Source organism: Saccharothrix sp. NBAS 001 (genome assembly GCF_056640475.1).
Map to the genome: position 1 here is coordinate 8,532,109 of NZ_CM153251.1, position 18,900 is coordinate 8,551,008.

The window sequence follows — 18,900 nt, forward strand, 5'->3', positions numbered from 1 at the left end:
AACGCGCTTCGTGGAAGTCGGTGGACAGCGCGAGCAGTAAAGCCCGTGCCCGCTCCAGCACCCGGCCCGACGCTGGTCCTCCATCCGTCGCACCACGTACACCACGCCGACCGACGGCCGGCAGGACCGGCGAGTCGACCGGTCCCGCCCGCGCCGCCTCGGACGTGCTCACCGTCCGAGGGGTGGACGAGTGGTCCACGTCTCGGTAAAGCGGTTGTTAGTTGTCGTACGCTAACGAGAGTGAAGCGTCTGCTGGGCAAGGTCGCGATCGACACCCGTCCTCTGCGCATACCCGCGTTCCGGCGGCTTTGGCTGTCGACCGTGGTCACGGCCATCGGCAGCCAGCTGACCGCGGTCGCGGTGCCCAAGCAGGTCTACGACATCACCGGCTCGTCCGGGTGGGTCGGCGTGTCCGCGGGTGTGGCGCTGGTGCCGCTGCTGGTGTTCGGGCTGTGGGGCGGCGCGATCGCCGACGTCGTCGACCGGCGCAAGCTGATGGTCGTCACGAACATCGGGATCGCCATCACGTCCGTCCTGCTGTGGGTGCAGGCCGCGCTGGACGCGCGCAACGTGTGGCTGGTCATCGTGCTGCTCGGGCTGCAACAGGTGTTCTTCGCGGCCAACGCCCCGGCGCGCTCGGCGTCGATCGCCCGGCTCGTGCCGGAGGACCAGCTGCCCGGCGCGGTCGCCCTCGGGTCGACGGTGATGGTGTTCGGCGGCGTGTTCGGGCCGATGCTCGCCGGCGCGCTGATGCCCGTGGTCGGGCTGTCGACCCTGTACCTGGTCGACTCGATCGCGTTGACGGCGACCATCTGGGCGGTGTGGAAGCTGCCGCCGATGCCGCCGTTGGACGGGGTGGTGCGCCGGGCCGGGCTGCGGGACGTGATCGACGGGTTCAAGTACCTGTCGGTGCAGAAGATCGTGCTGGCGTCGTTCCTGCTCGACATCATCGCCATGGTGTTCGGGATGCCGCGCGCGCTGTTCCCGGAGATGGCCGAGGTGACGTTCGGCGACCCGCCCGGCGGCGGCCTGGCGCTGGGGTGGCTGTTCGCCGCGATCCCGCTGGGCGCGATGGTGTGCGGGCTGGTGTCGGGGTGGACGTCGCGGGTGTCGCGGCACGGGGTCGGGGTCGTCGTGTCGATCATCGTGTGGGGCGTGGCGATGGTCGGGTTCGGGATGTCGAACGCGCTGTGGTGGGCCGTGGTGTTCCTGGCGATCGGCGGCGCGGCGGACATGATCAGCATGGTGTTCCGGACGTCGATCCTCCAGACCGCCGCGCCGGACGAGATGCGCGGCCGGATGCAGGGCGTGTTCGTCGTGGTGGTGGCGGGCGGGCCGCGCGTGGCGGACCTCCTGCACGGCACCACGGGAGCCCTGATCGGCCCCGGCGCGGCGACCGCGTGGGGCGGCGTGCTGGTGGTGATCGGGACGGTGGTCGCCGCGATCGCGCTCCCGGCGGTGTGGCGCTACCGCGTCAACCTCGGGACCGCCGAACAAACGTCTCCCACGACCTGACAGGGATGGCGATGGTGGGAGCGGGGTTCTTCGAGTCGCGTGCGAGCACGCGTTCGGCGTCATAGGCGACTTCGACGCAGTTCGCGGTGCTGTTGCTGCGGGAACTCTTGCGCCACACGATCACGTGTCGGGTCACTGCCTGGCTTGTCGAACGAACGTCTCCCACGACCTGGCGGGCAAGGTGATCGTGGGTGACGGGTTCTGGGAGTCGCGTGCGAGCACGCGTTCGGCGTCGTAGGCGACTTCGACGCAGTTCGCGGTGCTGGCACTACGGGAACTCTTGCGCCACAGGGTCATACGGACATGTTTTCACGCCAGGCGCTTCAGGAAATCCGCCGTTTTGGCGGTGTCGAGCGCCAAGGCGCGCAGGCTGGCCCACGTCGCCTCGAACAGCTCGATCCGGGCGACCTCGTCCAGGTACACGCTGGCGATTTTGTGCTGCAGCAGGGCCAGGCTCGGGTCGTCGTCGTACTCCAGGATCACGAACGGCCCGCTCAACCCCGTGTGGAGCCCGACGTCGGTGGGCACGACCTGAACGGTGATGTTGGCCTGTTCGGCGGCCTCGGCGAGGCGTCGGACCTGGCGGGCGTGGGCATCGGGCTCGGCGAACGGTCGTTCCAGCACTCCGTGCTCGATGATCACGTGCAACCGCAGCGGTTCGGGGCGGGTGAGCAGGCGCTGGCGGGCCATCCGGCTCGCGACCAGCGCGTCGACCTCGGAGGCGGACAGGTCGTGGCCGGTGGCGGTGATCAGCGCCCGCGCGTATTCGGCGGTCTGGAGCAGACCGGGAATGACCAGCGGTTCGTAGAACAGCAGCGCACTGGCCTCCTCCTCGAAGTCTGCCCAGGTATTCCAGTCCTCGTGCCGGTGGGCGTTGTTCAACCGCAACAGATTTCGTTGTCCGGCGTGTCGGGCGAGGTCGAGCAATTCTGCCCGTTGCTTCCTGGTGACCTTGTAGAAATCGAGCAGTTTCTCCAGGTCGTCCAGGTAGATGCCCACGTCGGAGGTCTCGATGCTCGGGACCGCCGAACTCCACCTGCCCGTCGACGCCGACTGCATCCGCCTCAAACTCCAGCAGGTGCACGCGCTCCGGTCCGCCTTGGACGAAGTCATCACCTGCGCCGAAGCCGATCTGCGGGCCGCCGCCGCCGGGTGGGCACTGCTCGGACCCGCGCAACCTCAAGGCTTGCCCAAGCCCGCAGCCGCCGACTATCCGGACCAAGTGTGATCCGGCACACTCAACCGGCATGGCGGAAGCGACGAGCGCACCGGAGCAACCGGAACTGAAACGGGCCATCGGTCCGAAGCTGCTGCTGTTCTTCGTGGTCGGTGACATCCTCGGCACCGGCATCTACGCACTGACCGGCAACGTCGCCGACAAGATCGGCGGCGCGCTGTGGCTGCCGTTCCTGATCGCGTTCGTGGTGGCCTTCCTGACGGCCTTCAGCTACCTCGAACTCGTCGGCAAGTACCCCCGCGCGGCGGGTGCCGCCCTCTACACCAACCGCGCTTTCAAGATCCAGTTCCTGACCTTCATGGTGGCCTTCGCCGTGATGAGTTCGGGCATCACCTCCGCGTCCTCCGCCGCGCTCGCGTTCGGACGGACCTACCTCCAGTCGGTCATCAAGGAGTTCTTCTCCGACACGTTCACGGTCTCCGCGACGCTCGTCGCGATCCTGTTCATCCTCGGCCTCGCGGCGATCAACTTCCGGGGCGTGTCCGAGTCGGTCAAGGCCAACGTCGTCCTGACCTGCATCGAACTCTCCGGCCTGGTGATCATCATCGGGATCGGCGTGTACGCGGTCGCGGCCGGTGACGGCGACGCGAGCCGGCTCACCCAGGTCGATCCCGCGCCCGGCCAGTCGGCGCTCGTCGCCATCACCTCCGCGACGGCGCTGGCGTTCTTCGCGATGGTCGGGTTCGAGGACTCCGTCAACATGGCCGAGGAGTGCCGCGACCCGGTCCGCATCTTCCCGCGCGCCATGCTGTGGGGCATGGTCGTCGCGGCCGTGATCTACGTGCTGGTGGCGGTCACGTCGTCGCTGCTGATCCCGGCCGACGACCTGGCCGAGTCCGGCAGTTCCGCCCTGCTGCGCGTGGTCCAGGTGGGCGCGCCCGGGTTCCCGCTGTGGGTCTTCTCGCTGATCGGCCTGTTCGCCGTGATCAACTCCGCGCTGATCAACATGCTGATGGCGAGCCGCCTGATCTACGGCATGTCACGGGAGCGGATCATCCCGAAGGTGTTCGGCACGGTGCACCCGTTCCGGCGCACGCCGTGGATATCGATCATCTTCACCAGCGGGATCGCGGTCATCCTGGTGTCCACCGCCGACATCGCGAAGCTCGGCGGCACCACCGCGCTGCTGCTGCTCGTCGTGTTCACCATCGTCAACATCGCGGTTCTGGTGCTGCGCAAGGAGAAGGTCGACCACAAGCACTTCCGCGCGCCCACCTGGGTGCCCGTGCTGGGCGCGCTCACCTGCGCGTACCTGGCCAGTCCGCTGTCCGGTCGGCCGGGTGACGACTACCTGATCGCCCTCTACCTGCTGGCCGCCGGCCTGGTGCTGTGGGTGATCAACCGGTTCGTGCACGGCAAGGTCGAGTTCGACGCGGAGAAGCCGGCCGACTAGGGCCGGTGCGCGGCGTGGTGGAGTTGGTGGCGTTCCAGTTCCACCGCGTCGTGGGCGCAGAACACGTCGACCTGGTCACCGTTCTCGGCGACGAGTTCGCGCAGTCTGTCCTGATTGGACCGTCGCAGTTCCGGCACGGTGTCCATGCGGTTCTGGGTGAACCTCAGGCCCGGCGTGCAGTACGGGTCCGCCGCCATCTCGCGGTGGTGGAAGTACGCGTCGCCCGCGTGCAGGAGCCAGCCGTCCCCGGTGTCCACGGCCACGCCCGTGTGCCCCGCGGTGTGCCCGACCAGCGGCACGAGCAGGATGTCCGGGCGGAACTGCCGGACGCCGTCGAAGCCGAACCACTTCTCGCCGCGCGGTTCGTGGGTGACCCACTTGGGCCCGTGCGACCACTGCCGGTCCGGGTAGCGGGTGTGGTCGTTGCCCTTCTTGCCGGGGCGCAGGGCCGCCCGCAGTTCCTCCGCGACGACGTGCACTTCGGCGTGCGGGAAGTCCCGCAGGCCGCCGCCGTGGTCGAGGTCCAGGTGGGTGAGCACGACGTGCCGCACGTCGGCCGCCCGGTGGCCGAGCGCTTCCACCTGGCGCAGCGCGGTTTCCGCCTCGTCCAGGACCGGGCGGGACATCAGCCGCCAGTGCCGCGCCAGGGTGGGGCCGGGGTCGCGGACGTCGTCCACGCCCATCCCGCTGTCGACCAAGACCAGTCCGTCGTCGGTCTCCAGCAGCAGGACGTGGCAGACCATGGTCGCGGGTCGGAAGACGGATCCCCGGCCGTCGACCAGTCTTCCGCCCAACGGTCGCATGGTGCCGCAGTTCAGGTGGTGCACCCTCATGGCCGTCCCTCCAGGTGGCGGTGCAGTTCGACCGAGTCGTGGGCGCAGAACACGTCCACCCGGTCGCTGTGGTCGCGGACCAGTTCACGCAGTCTGTCCTGATTGGACAGACGCAGTTCGCGGACGGCTTCGACCTTCTCCTGCAACAGGTTCAGCGCCGGGGTGCCGGCCGGCGGCAGGCGCATCTCGCCGTGGAAGAAGTACGCGTCGCCCGCGTGCAGCAACCAGCGGTCGCCGGTCTTCACGGCGACGCCGGTGTGGCCCCTGGTGTGCCCGATCAGCGGGACCAGCAGGACGTCGGGGCGCAGTTCGCGCACGCCCCGCAAGCCGAACCACTCCTCGCCGGTCGGTTCGTGCGGCGACCACCGCGCGTGCCCCCACTGCGCGCGGGAGAAGCGCGGGTTGGCGGCGTCGTCCAGTTCCTCCCGCAGGACGTGCACCTCGGCGTCCGGGAAGTCGCGCAGGCCGCCGGCGTGGTCGACGTCGAGGTGGGTGAGCACGATCCGCCGGACGTCCTCGGGTGCGAACCCCAGGCCGGTGACCTGGTGGACCGCCGTCTCGGTGGGGTCGAGCACCGGTTGGCACGCCTGGCGGAACTGCTTCGGGAGGGTCGCGCCCGGGTCGCGCACGTCGTGCGTGCCCAGGCCGGTGTCGACCAGCACCAGCTCGTCGTCGGTCTCGACCAGCAGGCAGTGGCAGACGAGTTCGGCGCGGCGGAAGACGCCGCCCTTGCCGTCGACCAGCTTGCCGCCGAAGGGTCGCATGGTGCCGCAGTTGAGGTGGTGGACCTTCATCCGGGCCGCCTTCCCAGGAGGACGCCGAGGCGTGCGCCGACGGCGTGGAGCGGGGACAGGTCGCGGCGGGTGCGGGCGAGCAGCACCGCGCCTTCGATGGCGGCCAGCACGACCACCGCGAGTTCGTCGGCCCGGTCGCCGGACCGGTCGAGGTGGTCGGTGATGACCCGCTGCCACGAGTCGTACACCGCCACGCACGCCTCGCGGATCGGCTCGCTCTGCGCGCTCGCGTCCAGCGCGACGGTGGAAATCGGGCAGCCGCAGGTGAAATCCGAGTCCACCAGCCGGTCGCCGAGCAGCCGCAGCACGTTGCCCAGCGCGTCGACCGGGTCCGGTGCGGCGTCCAGGACCGCCCGCAGCGCGGCGCACAGCTCCGCGCCGGCCAGCGCCACCGCCTCGGCGGCGAGCTGCTCCTTGCCGCCGGGGAAGTGGAAGTAGAGCGAGCCCTTCGGCGCGCCGCCCTCGGCGAGCACCTGGTTGAGGCCGGTGGCGTGGTAGCCCTGCGCCTGGAACAGCCGGGACGCGGTGCGGACCATGCGCTCGCGGGTGTCGGTGCGACGTGGCATGGCCCGAACTATACAGACTGGTCTAGTTAGAACAAGGGGGTTCGCCCGGCGTGACCCCCGCGAGCGGTGCGAGGATGGCGACCATGGTCGAAATCGTCCGCGGCGCGGTGCGTGCTGTCATCACCCCGCAGGGGGCGGGTCTCCGGTCGTTCGAGGTCGGCGGCGTGCCGTACGTGGAGAAGTACGACGACGAGCCGCCCATGGGCAGCGGCGCGGTGCTGGTGCCCTGGCCCAACCGGACGGCGGGCGGCCGGTGGACCCTCGACGGCGAGCCGCAGCGGCTCGACATCACCGAGCCCGCGCGCGGCAACGCGATCCACGGGCTGGTGCGGCGGGTGGCGTGGGCCGTGGTGGCGCAGACCGAGTCGTCGGTGACGCTGGAAGTCCCGGTCAGCGGCCCCGGGTGGCCCGTGGAACTGCGCACGGGCATCACCTACGAGGTGCACGACGACGGGCTCACCGTCACCCACACCGTGCGCAACGTCGGCGCGGCGCGCACCCCGTTCGGCGTGGGCACGCACCCCTACCCGCGTGCCGGCACGTCCGAGACCGACGAGACGTCGCTGTCGCTGGCGGCGACGACCGTGCTGCCGCTGGACCCCGACACGATGATCCCGTCCGGGCCGGCCGTGCCCGTCGAGGGCGACACCGACTTCCGGACCGCGCGGCTGCTCGAAGGGGTGCGGCTGGACACGCCGTTCGGCGGGTGCGAACCGGTCGACGGGCTGGTGCGGCACGTGCTGCGCGGGCCGGGCGGGGGCGTCGAGCTGTGGGCGGACCCGGACTTCAAGTGGGTGCAGGTCTACACGCCCGCCGCCTTCCCCGGCCGGGGGCGCGCGGTCGCGGTCGAGCCCATGACGTGCCCGCCGGACGCGCTGAACTCGGGCGTCGACCTGCTCTGGCTGGAGCCGGGCGGCACCTGGTCGGGGGACTGGGGTTTGCGGCCCCTGGGGTAGGTTGTTAGCGTCGCTAAACATGAATGTCGCGATCACGGGTGGCCACGTCGTCCCGGTGTCCGGGGACCCGATCGAGAACGGGACCGTGCTGGTCCAGGACGGCAAGATCGTCGCGGTCGGCGCGGACGTCGCCGTCCCGGACGGCGTGCCGGTGGTGGACGCGGCGGGCGGCTGGGTGCTGCCCGGCTTCGTCGAGGCCCACGGCCACCTCGGCGTGCACGAGGAGGGCGAGGGCTGGGCCGGCCAGGACACCAACGAGATGACCGACCCGAACGGCGCGCGGCTCAAGGCGCTCGACGCCATCAACCCGGCCGACATCGGGTTCGCCGACGCGCTGTCCGGCGGCGTCACCACGGCCGTGATCAAACCCGGCTCGGGCAACGTGATCGGCGGCCAGACCGTCGCGGTGAAGTGCTGGGGCCGCACCGTCGACGAGATGCTCGTCCGCGATCCGGTGAGCGTCAAGAGCGCGCTCGGCGAGAACCCCAAGCGGGTCTACGGCGACCAGAAGAAGCTGCCGTCCACCCGCCAGGGCGTCGCCGCCGTCATCCGCGACGCCTTCACCAAGGCCCAGGACTACGCGGCGAAGAAGGCCGCCGCGGAAGGCCCGTTCGACCGGGACAACACGATGGAAGTGCTGACCAAGGTGCTCGACGGCACGCTGCCCTGGTGCCAGCACTGCCACCGCGCCGACGACATCGCGACCGCGCTGCGGCTGGCCGAGGAGTTCGGCTACCGGCTCGTGGTCAACCACGGCACCGAAGGCCACCTGATCGCGGACCTGCTGGCGGAGAAGAACATCCCGGTCGTCGTCGGACCGCTGTTCACCACCCGGTCCAAAGTGGAGCTTCGGCAGCGGACGCTGCGCACGCCCGGTGTGCTGGCGCGCGCGGGCGTGGAGATCGCGATCACCACCGACCACCCGGTGGTGCCGATCAACTTCCTGGTGCACCAGGCGACCTTGGCCGTGAAGGAGGGGCTGGACCGGGACGTCGCGCTCAAGTCGATCACCACCAACCCGGCCCGGATGATGGGCCTGGACGACCGGGTCGGGTCGCTGGCGCCCGGCCTCGACGGCGACGTGGTGATCTGGTCCGGCGACCCGCTGGACGTGATGAGCCGCGCGCTGCGGGTGTTCGTCGAGGGGCGCGAGGTGTACCGGTTCGAGGACGGCGAAGGCGTCGTCACGAACCCGTACCGGACGTCCTAGCCGACGTCCTCGTCCGACTCCTCACGGTGCGGCCCGGCGTCCGTCCATCCGAAGAACGCCGGGTCCGCCACCGGTTTCGCGTGCGCGCACCGCAGCGCGGACGCCAAGTGGCGGTCGATCCCGCCGCGCGTCACCGGCGCAGTTCGCGACCGATCACGACGCGCTGGATCTGGTTCGTGCCCTCGAAGATCTGCAACACCTTGGCCTCGCGCATGTACCGCTCCACCGGGAAGTCACGGGTGTAGCCCGCGCCGCCGAGCACCTGCACCGCGTCCGTGGTGACCTTCATCGCCGCGTCCGTGCACACCAGCTTCGCGATCGCCGCCTGCCGGGTGAACGGCAGCCCCCGGTCCCGCCGGCGGGCCGCCGACAGGTAGGTGGCGCGCGCCGACTCGACCGCCGCCGCCATGTCCGCCAGCAGGAACTCCAGCCCCTGGAAGTCGATGATCGCGCGGCCGAACTGGGTGCGCTGCTTCGCGTACGCCACCGCCTCGTCCAGCGCCGCCTGCGCCAGGCCCACCGCGCAGGCCGAGATCCCGAGCCGGCCGGAGTCCAGCGCGGACAGCGCGATCTTCAGGCCGTCGCCCTCCTCGGCGATCAGCCGGTCGCCCTCGACCCGCACGTCCTCGAAGCGCAGCTGCGCGGTGATCGAGCCGGTGAGGCCCATCTTGCGCTCCGGCGACGCGGCCGTCAGCCCCTCCACGTGGCCGGGCGCGAGGAAGCAGCTCACGCCCTTGCCGCCGGTGTCCGAGGTGCGCGCCATCAGCGTGTAGAAGTCCGCTGCGCCGGCGTGCGTGATCCACGCCTTGGTGCCGTTGACGATGTAGTCGTCGCCGGAGCGCACGGCCCGCGTGGACAACGCCGCCGCGTCGGAACCCGCGTGCGACTCGGACAGCGCGTAGCCGCCGAGCAGGTCGCCTTCGAGGATGTCCGGCAGCAGGCGCTCCTTCTGCTCCTGCGTGCCGTAGGTCGCCAGCGCGTAGGTCGACATCACGTGCACGGAAAGCCCGACACCGACCGACATCCACGCCGACGCGATCTCCTCCAGCGCCTGGAGGTACACCTCGTAGGGCTGCCCGCCGCCGCCGAACTCCTCGGGGTAGGGCAGGCCCAGCAGGCCGCTCTTGCCCAGCAGCCGGAACTCCTCGCGCGGGAAGCGCGCCTGCTCCTCGGCCTGCGCGGCGTGCGGGACCAGTTCGTCCCGGGAGATCTCCCGGACCAGCGCGAGCAGGTCCTCGGCCTCGGTGGTGGGCAACAGGCGCTCGGCGGGCATCTTCGACCTCCGCGACGTCGGTCAGTACTGGGAACAGTACTGTAGGACGTACGCCAGTACTGCCGCCAGGGAGTGTGACAGAGTCGTTTCCATGACCCCGATCGCGCGCAGACCGCTCACGCCCCGGCAGGTCGACCTGCTCGGCCGGCTGGAGTCGCTGGTGCTCGCCGAGGGGTTCGCGCACTTCACGCTGGACGACCTCGCGGCCCGGCTGCACTGCTCCAAATCCACCCTGTACACGCTCGCGGCCAGCAAGGAACAACTCGCCGTGCGCGTCGTCGGCCGGTACTTCAAAGGGGCCGCCCAGCGGATCGAGCAGCGCGTGTCCGAGACCAAGGACGTGCGCGCCCGGGTCGGGACCTACCTCGCGGGCGCGGCCGAGGAACTGCGCCGGGCGTCCGCGCAGTTCATCGCCGACGTGTCCGCCTTCGCGCCCACCCGGTCCACCTACGAGCGCAACGCGCGGGCCGCCGCCGAGCGGATCCGCTCGTTCATCCAGGAAGGCGTGAAGGACGGCGTTTTCCGGGAAGTCCATGCGACCCTCATCGCGGAAATGGCCGGACTGCTCATCGAGGGCATCCAGACCGGCGTGCTGACCCGCCGCGCCGGGGTGTCCGACGCGGAGGCGTTCACCGCGCTCGGCGAACTGCTGCTCGACGGGCTGCGCAGGGAACGGAGCCAGGCGTGATCGTCGTCGCCGGGGAATCGCTGGTCGACCTCGTGCCCACGGCCCAGGGCGCGCTCGCGCCCAGGCTGGGCGGCGGGCCGTACAACGTCGCCGTCGCCGCCGGCCGGCTCGGCGCACCGACGGGCTTCCTGTCCCGGGTGTCCACCGACCTGTTCGGCGACCGCCTGCTGGACCGGCTGCACGCCGCGAACGTGCGCACCGACCTCGTGCAGCGCGGACCCGAACCCACCACGCTCGCCGTCGTGGGCCTCGCCGACGACGGTTCCGCGCGGTACTCGTTCTACGTCGAGGGCACCGCCGACCGGCAGGTCACCGACCCCGGCCCGCTGCCCGCCGACGTGCGCGCGGTGTCCTTCGGCACGCTGTCGCTGGTCCTCGAACCGGGCGCGAGCACCTACGAGCGGGTGCTGTGGCGCGAAGCCGAACGCGGCGCGCTCACCGTGCTGGACCCCAACATCCGCGCCGGCCTCATCCACGACCCGTCCGCCTACCGCGACCGCTACGACTCGTGGCTGGCGCACGTGGGGCTGCTGAAGGTGTCCGCGGACGACGCCCGGTGGCTCGCCGAACTCCCCGAGGACGCGCCGGAGACCGACGTGCTCGACGTCCTCCGGGACTGGCGCGCCTCGGGCCCCGCGGCCGTCGTGCTGACCCGAGGCGGCGACGGGTTGGCCGTGCTGACCGGTTCCGGCGAGGTGATTAGCGTCCCACCCACCCCGGTGAACGTCGTTGACACGATCGGGGCGGGCGACACCGTGCAGGGATCGTTGTTGGCGTGGCTGCACGAGCACGACGCACTGTCCACCGAGGCCGTGCGCGGCATGGACGCCGGGAAATGGCGCGAGGCACTGACCTTCGCGGGTGCGGCGGCCGCTATTACCTGTTCCCGGGCCGGAGCGGAACCGCCGTTCAAACGCGAACTGGGGATGACCTAGCTCTCACCCCCGTTGAGGTGGAGAAACGCGGCAAAACGGCTACGGTGGGGGATGCACGCTAGCCATCCGTGCATCCCTTGTGATGCCGGTCCCATCTCGCAGAATCGGTTCACGCCGCGACTGTGGAGGCGGGTTGGCCGCCGACTAGCGTGGCACAACTGACAGGACCCCAACGGGGTGGTGCTGCGGTCCCGGACGCCCCGCGTCCGCGTGCCCGCGCGTGCGAGAACCCGCACGAGGCCACCCCGCCCTAGCGTGAGAGGGACTCTGAATGCCCGACGCGACGACTGCGCCGAACGACACCCGTACCGTCGCGCTGCGCCATCAGGGCGGAGAGCACGAGATGAAGGTAGTACCGGCCACCGAAGGTGCGCCCGGTATCGATCTCGGCAAGCTCCTGGCCACCACCGGCCTGGTCACCCTGGACAGCGGTTTCGTCAACACCGCGTCCTGCTCGTCCGAGATCACCTACATCGACGGTGACGCGGGGATCCTGCGCTACCGCGGCTACCCGATCGAACAGCTCGCCCAGCGCTCGAACTTCATCGAGGTCAGCTACCTGCTCATCTACGGCGAGCTGCCGACGCAGGCGCAACTGGACGAGTTCTCGTCCAAGATCAGCCGACACACCCTGCTGCACGAAGACCTGAAACGGTTCTTCGACGGCTTCCCGCGCGACGCGCACCCGATGCCGGTGCTGTCCTCCGCGGTGTCCGCGCTGTCCACGTTCTACCAGGACAGCCTCAGCCCGTTCGACGCCAACCAGGTCGAGATCTCCACGATCCGCCTGCTGGCGAAGGTGCCGACCATCGCGGCCTACGCGTACAAGAAGTCGGTCGGCCAGCCGTTCCTCTACCCGGACAACTCCCTCGGCCTGGTGGAGAACTTCCTGCGGATGACGTTCGGCTTCCCGGCCGAGCCCTACGACGTCGACCCGGACCTGGTCCGCGCGCTCGACCTGCTGTTCGTGCTGCACGCCGACCACGAGCAGAACTGCTCCACCTCCACCGTGCGCCTGGTCGGCTCGTCCGAGGCCAACCTGTTCGCCTCCATCTCCGCCGGCATCAACGCCCTGTTCGGCCCGCTGCACGGCGGCGCGAACAGCGCGGTGCTGGAGATGCTGGAGAAGATCAAGAACGAGGGCGGCGACGTCGAGTCGTTCGTGCGCAAGGTGAAGAACAAGGAAGACGGCGTCCGCCTGATGGGCTTCGGCCACCGGGTCTACAAGAACTACGACCCGCGCGCGGCGATCATCAAGAAGACCGCCGACGAGATCCTCGGCAAGCTCGGCGCCGACGACCAGCTCCTGGACATCGCCAAGAAGCTGGAGGAGACGGCCCTCGCCGACGACTACTTCGTCGAGCGCAAGCTCTACCCGAACGTCGACTTCTACACCGGCCTGATCTACCGCGCGATGGGCTTCCCGACGAAGTTCTTCACGGTGCTGTTCGCGCTCGGCCGGCTGCCCGGCTGGATCGCCCACTGGCGCGAGATGATCCAGGACCCGGCCACCAAGATCGGCCGCCCGCGGCAGATCTACGTCGGCTCCCCCGAGCGCGACTTCGTGCCGCTCGACCAGCGCTGACACGTCCCACCGACGCGTCGCACCGACGCATCCGACCGACACGTCCGACAGAGCCGAGGCCCGTGCCCGTAGAGGGGTGCGGGCCTTCGCCGTTCCACGTTCTTGCACGTCTTCCCCGTCGCCCTCGCCGTCCCGCGTCCTCAGCCCCCGCGTCCTCGGTCCCCGCGTCCTCAGCCCCGTCCTCTGTCATGCGGAGCGGTCGGTGCGCTCCTAGGGTTCGGAACGTGGATTCCTCGACCGTTGTCTGGTTCCGTCGTGACCTCCGGGTGCACGACCACCCGGCGTTGCTGGCCGCTGCGGAACGCGCCCGGCGCGGACTGGCCCTGTACGTGCTCGACCCGCGTCTGCTGTCGGTCGCCGGACAGCCGCGCGTGCAATTCATGTTCCGCTGCCTGCGGGCGTTGGACGAGAAGCTCGGCGGGCGGCTCATGGTCGTGTCCGGCGACCCGGTCGACGTGGTGCCGAAGGTGGCGAAATCCGTTGGGGCGTCTGCGGTTCACGTGTCGGCGGACGCGGGACCGTACGGGCGCGAGCGGGACGCGGCCGTGGCGCGGAAGGTAGAGCTGGTGCCGGCCGGCTCGCCGTACGCCGTGACGCCGGGCCGGGTGCTGAAGGCGGACGGGACGCCGTACCGGGTTTTCACGCCGTTCTCCAAGGTGTGGCGCGAACACGGCTGGCGCGCACCGGCGGACACCGACGAGTCCACTGTGGACTGGTTGGAGCCGGAGAAGTCCGAGCAACTGCCCGAGGCGGACCCGACGGGCGATCAGCCGGGCGTCGACCCGCTGGACTTCGTGCCGGATTGGGAGAAGTTCCGCGACGAGCGCCTGCCCGACTACCACCGCGACCGCGACCGCCCGGACCTGGACCGGACCAGCCGGATGTCGGCGTACCTGAGGTGGGGCGTGGTGCACCCCCGGACCCTGCTGGCCGAGCTGGGCGACGACGAGGGCTCGCGGGCGTACCGCAACGAGCTGGCGTGGCGGGACTTCTACGCGGACGTCCTGTGGCACCAACCGGAATCGGCCCGCCAGAACCTGGACCGCAAGTTCGACAAGATGGAACTCGACCACGACCGTTCGCGGTTCGAGGCGTGGTGCGCGGGGGAGACCGGGTACCCGTTCGTGGACGCCGGGATGCGCCAGCTCCTCCGAGAGGGCTGGATGCACAACCGGGTGCGGATGGTGGTGGCGAGCTTCCTGGTGAAGGACCTGCACCTGCCGTGGTGGTGGGGGGCGCGGCACTTCATGAAGCACCTGGTCGACGGCGACCTGGCGTCGAACCAGCACGGGTGGCAGTGGGCGGCCGGGACGGGGACCGACGCGGCCCCGTACTTCAGGGTCTTCAACCCGGTGACGCAGGGGGAGAAGTTCGACCCGGAGGGCGCGTACGTGCGTCGGTACGTGGCGGAGTTGCGGGACGTTGAGGGGAAGGCGGTGCACCAGCCGCACAACCCGATCGTGGATCACGCACACGAACGCGAAGTCGCCCTGGCCCGGTACGCTGCGATCAAGTCGTAGGCGGGCGAGCCGCGTGCCAGATCCCGGTGCACCGCACCGGATCCCACCGAATCGCACGGCGCTGGACGGTGTCGGATCCCACCGGATCGCGTCGTACGCGCCAGACGCCACACGACCGGGTGAAAACCCCGAAAAACGTACGATAACGCTGTTCTCGTACCTCGGTTTGAATAGACCGAGCCCGCGAACCCCACCAGACCCTTCCCGAACCCGCCCCCACCCTCCACCCATGAACGCCACCCCACCAGCCCGCTGACCCCGCCCGTCACCCACTGCCACCCGCGACCACCACCGACCGGCGCCGGCCGGCCGCTGAACGACCAGCCGGCGATCGCCCGCCCGACGCCGGACCGGCCGACGCCGGACCGGCCGCCTGATGTCCGACCGGCCGCCTGATGTCCGGCCGCCTGACAGTTGGCCAGCCACTGACCGGCCGCCTGGCGACCGGGCCGCCTGGCGACCGGCTGGCCGATGACCAGCCGCTGACCGGCCGGCAGGCGATCGACTGCCTGGGCGATCGACTGCTTGGGCGATCGACTGCTTGGGCGACCGGGTGGCCGATGTCCGACCAACCGACGACCGATCAACGATGACCGGCTGGCCGATGACCGGCTGGCTGGCAGCCGATCGACCGACCACTGGCTGACCGCTGGCCGCCTGATGACCGACCGACTGACCACCGATCGCCGCCGACTCGCTTGATCACCGGCTACCAGCCACTGGCCTGCCGCTTGCGAGAGGACGTCCCCGGCTGGCAACCGACTGTCGCTGGCAGCGGCGGTGAGTGGCCCGCAGTCGCGGATCGCGGCTTGTGGCCTGAGCGAGCGGGCATGCCTGCGTCGCCCGAAGGTTCTGCGCGGCCTCCGTGTTGCTGCTTCGGCTTCGCGTTGCCGCGCCGCCTCTGAGCCTGTGCGCCGCACCTTCGCCGAACCCGCGTGTCGCGCCTGTGGTTCTGGAGTGCGTGTGTCGCTGGTTGCTTTGGTGCCGTTGCGGGTTGTCCGGTGCCCATGTTGTCCGGTGCCCATTGCGTCCCTTGGGCTGGCGCGGGGTTGGGGCTGGCGCGCGCCAAGTCCTGGCCATCGCAAATCTGGCCGTCGTCGCAAATCTGGCCGTCGTCGCAGATCTGGCCACTCTTGCAGATCTGGCCGCCATCGGAGATCCAGCGACCCTCGCAGTCCGGCTGCTGCCGAATTCGGGTCTGTCGTAGCGGGCTGCGTTTGGGGCCATGGGCCACCTGATGTCGGTGGGATCGGCGTGGGTGGCGGTGACCGGCTGGCGTGGCGGTTCGGCGTGGCGGCGGGGGGTGGTGGGACGGGGGATGGGGGACGGGTGGGGTTAGCGGAGGACGTCGCGGAGTTTGACGCGGGAGCCTGTGTGGAGGACGGCGTTCGCGTAGACCTTGCCGCCCAGCCACGTGATCGCGGCCACCGCGCCGATCGCCAGCACGATCGCGACCGCCACTTGCCACAGCGGCGCGACGCCCATGGCCATTCGGCCCGGCATGAGGATCGGGGCGAACGGGGGGAGCATCGACAGGACCGCCACGACGGTGCTCGAACCGTCCTGGATCATCAGGTTGATCCCGACCACGAACACGATGACGATCACCATGCTGATCGGGGCCATCACGGACTGGAGTTCTTCCTGACGTGGCACCAGCGACGCCGCCGCCGCGTACACCGTGGCGTACAAGAAGAATCCGAGCAGGTACCACAGCACGCCGACGGCCAGGGCTCCGCCCGCCAAACCGGTCACGTCGACCAGGCCCGTCGCGGACGACACCGCCACGCCGATCCCGCCGATGATCAGCAGTTGCAGCAACCCCACCAGGCCCAGGCCGATCACCTTGCCCAGCAGCAGTTGCCACGGGCGCAGGGTGGACAGGAGGATTTCCACCACGCGGCTGGACTTCTCCTCCACCACGCCTTGCGCGACCATCGTCCCGTACACCAGCAGCGAGTAGTACAGCAGCGCCGCGATCACCAACCCGATCACCATCCGCTGCCCGCGCTGCTGGTCGCTCGGCTCCAGCGCCACGACGTCGACCTTCGCCGCGTCGACGGTCTTCGCCACGGCCACCGGGTCCAGGCCCGCTTCGGCCAGCTGGGCGTTGAGCACCTGCTGCTTCACGATCAAGTCGATCGAGTTGCGCAGCGCGTCGTTCAACTGCTCCTTCACCACGACCCGCAGCGCGTCCGGCGCGCCGGTCACCAGCACGTCGACCTCGCCCGCCCGCACCCGCTGCTCGGCGGCGGCCGCGTCGGTGGCGTCGATGATCTCGATCTCGCGGCCGAACGACTTGGCCGTCTGCTTCAGCGGTTCGGCCAGCACCGTGGCCTGGCCGGCCAGCGCGACCGTGTCGCTGTTGGACCGGTCCAGCAGGACGGTCTGGAACAGCGCGTAGCCCGCCATCACGGCGATGATCGCCAACGTCCCGATGACGAACGACTTGGCGCGCACCTTGGTCAGGAACTCCCGGCGGGCGACCAGGAACACCGCCCGGCTCGGGGTCAGGCTGCTCATGCCACGCGCTCCTCGGTCACCACGCTGCGGAACAGTTCGGTCAGCGACGGCCGCCGCCGGGTGAACTCGTGCACCGGGCCGGTGGCCAGGGCGGCGTGCAGCACGGCCTGGTCGTCGGTTCCCGGCGCGAGTTCCAGCACGGTGCGGGTGCCCTCGACGGCCACCACCCGCACGCCGGGCACGTCCGCCGCCCAGCCCGCGCCGGCCGCCGGCGCGTCCACGACCAGTTGCACGGCACCTCCGGCGCGCAGTTCGTCGACCGTGCCGGACGCGACCAGCGATCCGTTGCGCACGATGCCGACCCGGTCGCACAGCCGCTCCACCAGGTCGAGCTGGTGGCTGGAGAACACCACGGGCACGCCCGCCGACGCCTTCTCCCGCAACACCTGGCTCATCACGTCGACCGCGACCGGGTCGAGGCCGGAGAACGGCTCGTCGAGCACCAGCACGTCCGGTTCGTGCACCAGCGCCGCGGCGAGCTGCACGCGCTGCTGGTTGCCCAGGCTGAGCTTCTGCACCTCGTCGCCGCGCCGGTCGCGCAGGCCGAGCCGGGCGATCCAGTTCTCCGCCGAGCGGTGCGCGGCGTTGGTGGCCATGCCGTGCAGCTCGGCCAGGTACACGAGCTGTTCGAGCACCTTCATCTTCGGGTACAGCCCGCGCTCCTCGGGCATGTAGCCGATGCGCCTGCGGGTCTCCAGCGTGATCGGCGAGCCGTTCCAGCGCACCTCGCCCGAGTCGGCCGCGAGCACCCCGAGGGCGATCCGCATGGTCGTGGTCTTGCCCGCGCCGTTGCTGCCGACGAACCCGAACAGCTCGCCCGCGCGCACCTCGAACGCCATCTCGTGCAGCGCGACGACCTCGCCATAGCGCTTGGAGATCCGGTCGATCTCCAGCACCCCCTGTGCCACGGTCGTTCCTTCCTGTCGCCTCACCCGGACCTGCGTGCACCCCGGCGTCAGCCGCGGTAGACCTGCGCCGACAGCGGCTCGAACGGCTGCCGGCTGAACACCGCCTCCACCGGCAGCCCGAACACCTCGCAGATCCGCATCGCCAGGTCGAGGCTCGGGTAGTGGTCGCCCCGCTCCAGCGCACCGATCGTCTGCGGGTTGACCTCCACCGCCTGTGCCAGACCCACTCTGCTCATACCCCGCTCGACCCGCAGCACCTGGATCCGGTTGTGGATCCGCTGCTCGGGCCCCCGGCGTGCCGGACTCATGTTACGAAGTGTTGCGAAAACCCAACAGAACGGCAAGTAAACATTTCACACAATGAGCCGAACGGCGGTATCCACGCCCGACTTGCCCGGAAATCACGATTCGGTGAAACGATACGCAGCCGGGAACCGAATCGAACGTCGACCGGTCGAATGTGTCGTGGGCCGCAAAGCCCCGTTGCCTGGAGGGGTGACTCTATGGAGCCGAAGGAGCCCGACGAGTGGCTCGCGCAGTACGGCCAGAAGATCGAGCAGGCCAAGCAGAACGCCGAGCAGGCGAAGAACCAACTCGGTGAGGTCGGTGGCAGCGCCACGTCCCCGGACGGCCTGATCACCGTCACGGTCAACGCCTCGGGCGCGTTGACCAACCTGATCCTGCGGCCCGCGCTGCGGGGGGAGGACCCGGAGCGCGTCTCCGGGGCGATCATGACGGCCATCGGCACCGCGCAGCGCGCGGCGGCCGGCCAGGTCGTGCAGATCATGACCGACTTCGTCGGGGACGGCCCGGCGCTGGACTTCGTCAAGTCGAACATGCCCAACGGCTATTCGGGTGACGGGACCGACCCGGTGGAACCGGAGCCGGAGATCCAGCGTCGAGACACCAGGCCCGATGACGATTACTTCACCAACCCACCAGACGTGATGGCCTGAGCAGGGGG

21 protein-coding genes are annotated in these 18,900 nt (G+C 70.1%); 10 read left to right on the forward strand and 11 right to left on the reverse strand.

Annotation, left to right across the window (positions count from 1 at the left end; translation table 11 throughout):
* The first annotated feature begins 240 nt into the window (after positions 1 to 240).
* On the forward strand, positions 241 to 1,515 hold the full coding sequence (locus AC0HI0_RS37865; protein ID WP_480928272.1) for an MFS transporter: 1,275 nt from the start codon (positions 241 to 243) through the stop codon (positions 1,513 to 1,515).
* Here AC0HI0_RS37865 and AC0HI0_RS37870 read toward each other — a convergent pair.
* The 3 genes from AC0HI0_RS37870 to AC0HI0_RS37880 are packed head-to-tail and all read right to left on the reverse strand — an operon-like array spanning position 1,475 to position 2,514.
* Complete coding sequence (locus AC0HI0_RS37870) at positions 1,475 to 1,681, reverse strand: DUF397 domain-containing protein (RefSeq protein ID WP_480928273.1); 207 nt, start codon at positions 1,679 to 1,681, stop codon at positions 1,475 to 1,477. The two genes, AC0HI0_RS37865 and AC0HI0_RS37870, sit on opposite strands and share 41 nt — an antisense overlap.
* The gene (locus tag AC0HI0_RS37875) at positions 1,648 to 1,812 is read right to left on the reverse strand and encodes a DUF397 domain-containing protein (RefSeq protein WP_480928274.1); all 165 of its coding nucleotides are present in this window, start codon (positions 1,810 to 1,812) and stop codon (positions 1,648 to 1,650) included. The genes AC0HI0_RS37870 and AC0HI0_RS37875 overlap by 34 nt, the downstream gene beginning before the upstream one ends.
* A 12-nt stretch (positions 1,813 to 1,824) precedes the next feature.
* Positions 1,825 to 2,514, reverse strand: coding sequence for a DUF5753 domain-containing protein (locus tag AC0HI0_RS37880; protein ID WP_480928275.1), 690 nt, complete (start codon positions 2,512 to 2,514; stop codon positions 1,825 to 1,827).
* Here AC0HI0_RS37880 and AC0HI0_RS37885 point away from each other — a divergent pair.
* Both AC0HI0_RS37885 and AC0HI0_RS37890 read left to right on the forward strand, forming a co-directional pair.
* Positions 2,507 to 2,743 (forward strand): hypothetical protein, encoded by a 237-nt coding sequence (locus AC0HI0_RS37885; protein WP_480928276.1) that lies wholly within the window; start codon positions 2,507 to 2,509, stop codon positions 2,741 to 2,743. The two genes, AC0HI0_RS37880 and AC0HI0_RS37885, sit on opposite strands and share 8 nt — an antisense overlap.
* A gap of 19 nt (positions 2,744 to 2,762) precedes the next feature.
* On the forward strand, positions 2,763 to 4,145 hold the full coding sequence (locus AC0HI0_RS37890) for an APC family permease (protein ID WP_480928277.1): 1,383 nt from the start codon (positions 2,763 to 2,765) through the stop codon (positions 4,143 to 4,145).
* On the opposite strand, the gene AC0HI0_RS37895 is transcribed toward AC0HI0_RS37890, so the two are convergent.
* The 3 genes from AC0HI0_RS37895 to AC0HI0_RS37905 are packed head-to-tail and all read right to left on the reverse strand — an operon-like array spanning position 4,142 to position 6,338.
* Entirely contained in the window at positions 4,142 to 4,978 is an 837-nt protein-coding gene (locus tag AC0HI0_RS37895; RefSeq protein WP_480928278.1) for an MBL fold metallo-hydrolase, read from the reverse strand. The two genes, AC0HI0_RS37890 and AC0HI0_RS37895, sit on opposite strands and share 4 nt — an antisense overlap.
* Entirely contained in the window at positions 4,975 to 5,772 is a 798-nt protein-coding gene (locus AC0HI0_RS37900; protein WP_480928279.1) for an MBL fold metallo-hydrolase, read from the reverse strand. Before AC0HI0_RS37900 ends, AC0HI0_RS37895 begins: the two co-directional genes overlap by 4 nt.
* The gene (locus AC0HI0_RS37905; protein ID WP_480928280.1) at positions 5,769 to 6,338 is read right to left on the reverse strand and encodes a TetR/AcrR family transcriptional regulator; all 570 of its coding nucleotides are present in this window, start codon (positions 6,336 to 6,338) and stop codon (positions 5,769 to 5,771) included. The genes AC0HI0_RS37900 and AC0HI0_RS37905 overlap by 4 nt, the downstream gene beginning before the upstream one ends.
* Before the next feature lie 83 nt (positions 6,339 to 6,421).
* Between AC0HI0_RS37905 and AC0HI0_RS37910 the strand changes: the two genes are divergently transcribed.
* Together AC0HI0_RS37910 and AC0HI0_RS37915 are read left to right on the forward strand one after the other, a co-directional pair.
* Positions 6,422 to 7,294: an aldose 1-epimerase family protein gene (locus tag AC0HI0_RS37910; protein ID WP_480928281.1), complete on the forward strand. Its 873-nt coding sequence runs from the start codon at positions 6,422 to 6,424 to the stop codon at positions 7,292 to 7,294.
* Between the two features lie 19 nt (positions 7,295 to 7,313).
* A complete protein-coding gene (locus AC0HI0_RS37915; protein ID WP_480928282.1) occupies positions 7,314 to 8,504 on the forward strand; it encodes an amidohydrolase in 1,191 nt (396 codons plus the stop codon).
* Here AC0HI0_RS37915 and AC0HI0_RS37920 read toward each other — a convergent pair.
* Together AC0HI0_RS37920 and AC0HI0_RS37925 are read right to left on the reverse strand one after the other, a co-directional pair.
* Entirely contained in the window at positions 8,501 to 8,638 is a 138-nt protein-coding gene (locus AC0HI0_RS37920) for a hypothetical protein (protein WP_480928283.1), read from the reverse strand. The two genes, AC0HI0_RS37915 and AC0HI0_RS37920, sit on opposite strands and share 4 nt — an antisense overlap.
* A complete protein-coding gene (locus AC0HI0_RS37925) occupies positions 8,635 to 9,777 on the reverse strand; it encodes an acyl-CoA dehydrogenase family protein (RefSeq protein WP_480928284.1) in 1,143 nt (380 codons plus the stop codon). The genes AC0HI0_RS37920 and AC0HI0_RS37925 overlap by 4 nt, the downstream gene beginning before the upstream one ends.
* 91 nt (positions 9,778 to 9,868) lie before the next feature.
* Between AC0HI0_RS37925 and AC0HI0_RS37930 the strand changes: the two genes are divergently transcribed.
* The 4 genes from AC0HI0_RS37930 (at position 9,869) to AC0HI0_RS37945 (ending at position 14,505) form a co-directional block, all read left to right on the forward strand.
* Positions 9,869 to 10,465, forward strand: coding sequence for a TetR/AcrR family transcriptional regulator (locus tag AC0HI0_RS37930; protein WP_480928285.1), 597 nt, complete (start codon positions 9,869 to 9,871; stop codon positions 10,463 to 10,465).
* Positions 10,462 to 11,400, forward strand: coding sequence for a carbohydrate kinase family protein (locus AC0HI0_RS37935; protein WP_480928286.1), 939 nt, complete (start codon positions 10,462 to 10,464; stop codon positions 11,398 to 11,400). Before AC0HI0_RS37930 ends, AC0HI0_RS37935 begins: the two co-directional genes overlap by 4 nt.
* 271 nt (positions 11,401 to 11,671) lie before the next feature.
* Complete coding sequence (locus tag AC0HI0_RS37940; protein WP_360938187.1) at positions 11,672 to 12,985, forward strand: citrate synthase; 1,314 nt, start codon at positions 11,672 to 11,674, stop codon at positions 12,983 to 12,985.
* 224 nt (positions 12,986 to 13,209) lie between these two features.
* Positions 13,210 to 14,505, forward strand: coding sequence for a cryptochrome/photolyase family protein (locus AC0HI0_RS37945; protein ID WP_480928287.1), 1,296 nt, complete (start codon positions 13,210 to 13,212; stop codon positions 14,503 to 14,505).
* A gap of 1,335 nt (positions 14,506 to 15,840) precedes the next feature.
* Here the strand turns inward: AC0HI0_RS37945 and AC0HI0_RS37950 are convergent.
* The 3 genes from AC0HI0_RS37950 to AC0HI0_RS37960 are packed head-to-tail and all read right to left on the reverse strand — an operon-like array spanning position 15,841 to position 18,244.
* Positions 15,841 to 17,028: an ABC transporter permease gene (locus AC0HI0_RS37950; RefSeq protein WP_480928288.1), complete on the reverse strand. Its 1,188-nt coding sequence runs from the start codon at positions 17,026 to 17,028 to the stop codon at positions 15,841 to 15,843.
* Positions 17,025 to 17,936: an ABC transporter ATP-binding protein gene (locus AC0HI0_RS37955; protein WP_480928289.1), complete on the reverse strand. Its 912-nt coding sequence runs from the start codon at positions 17,934 to 17,936 to the stop codon at positions 17,025 to 17,027. Before AC0HI0_RS37955 ends, AC0HI0_RS37950 begins: the two co-directional genes overlap by 4 nt.
* Positions 17,937 to 17,983: 47 nt before the next feature.
* Positions 17,984 to 18,244 carry a helix-turn-helix transcriptional regulator gene (locus AC0HI0_RS37960; RefSeq protein WP_480928290.1) on the reverse strand — a complete coding sequence of 87 codons (261 nt, stop codon included), beginning with the start codon at positions 18,242 to 18,244 and terminating at the stop codon, positions 17,984 to 17,986.
* Between the two features lie 195 nt (positions 18,245 to 18,439).
* Here AC0HI0_RS37960 and AC0HI0_RS37965 point away from each other — a divergent pair, with 195 nt between their 5' ends.
* Positions 18,440 to 18,892 (forward strand): YbaB/EbfC family nucleoid-associated protein, encoded by a 453-nt coding sequence (locus tag AC0HI0_RS37965; RefSeq protein ID WP_480928291.1) that lies wholly within the window; start codon positions 18,440 to 18,442, stop codon positions 18,890 to 18,892.
* The last annotated feature ends 8 nt before the right edge of the window (positions 18,893 to 18,900 follow it).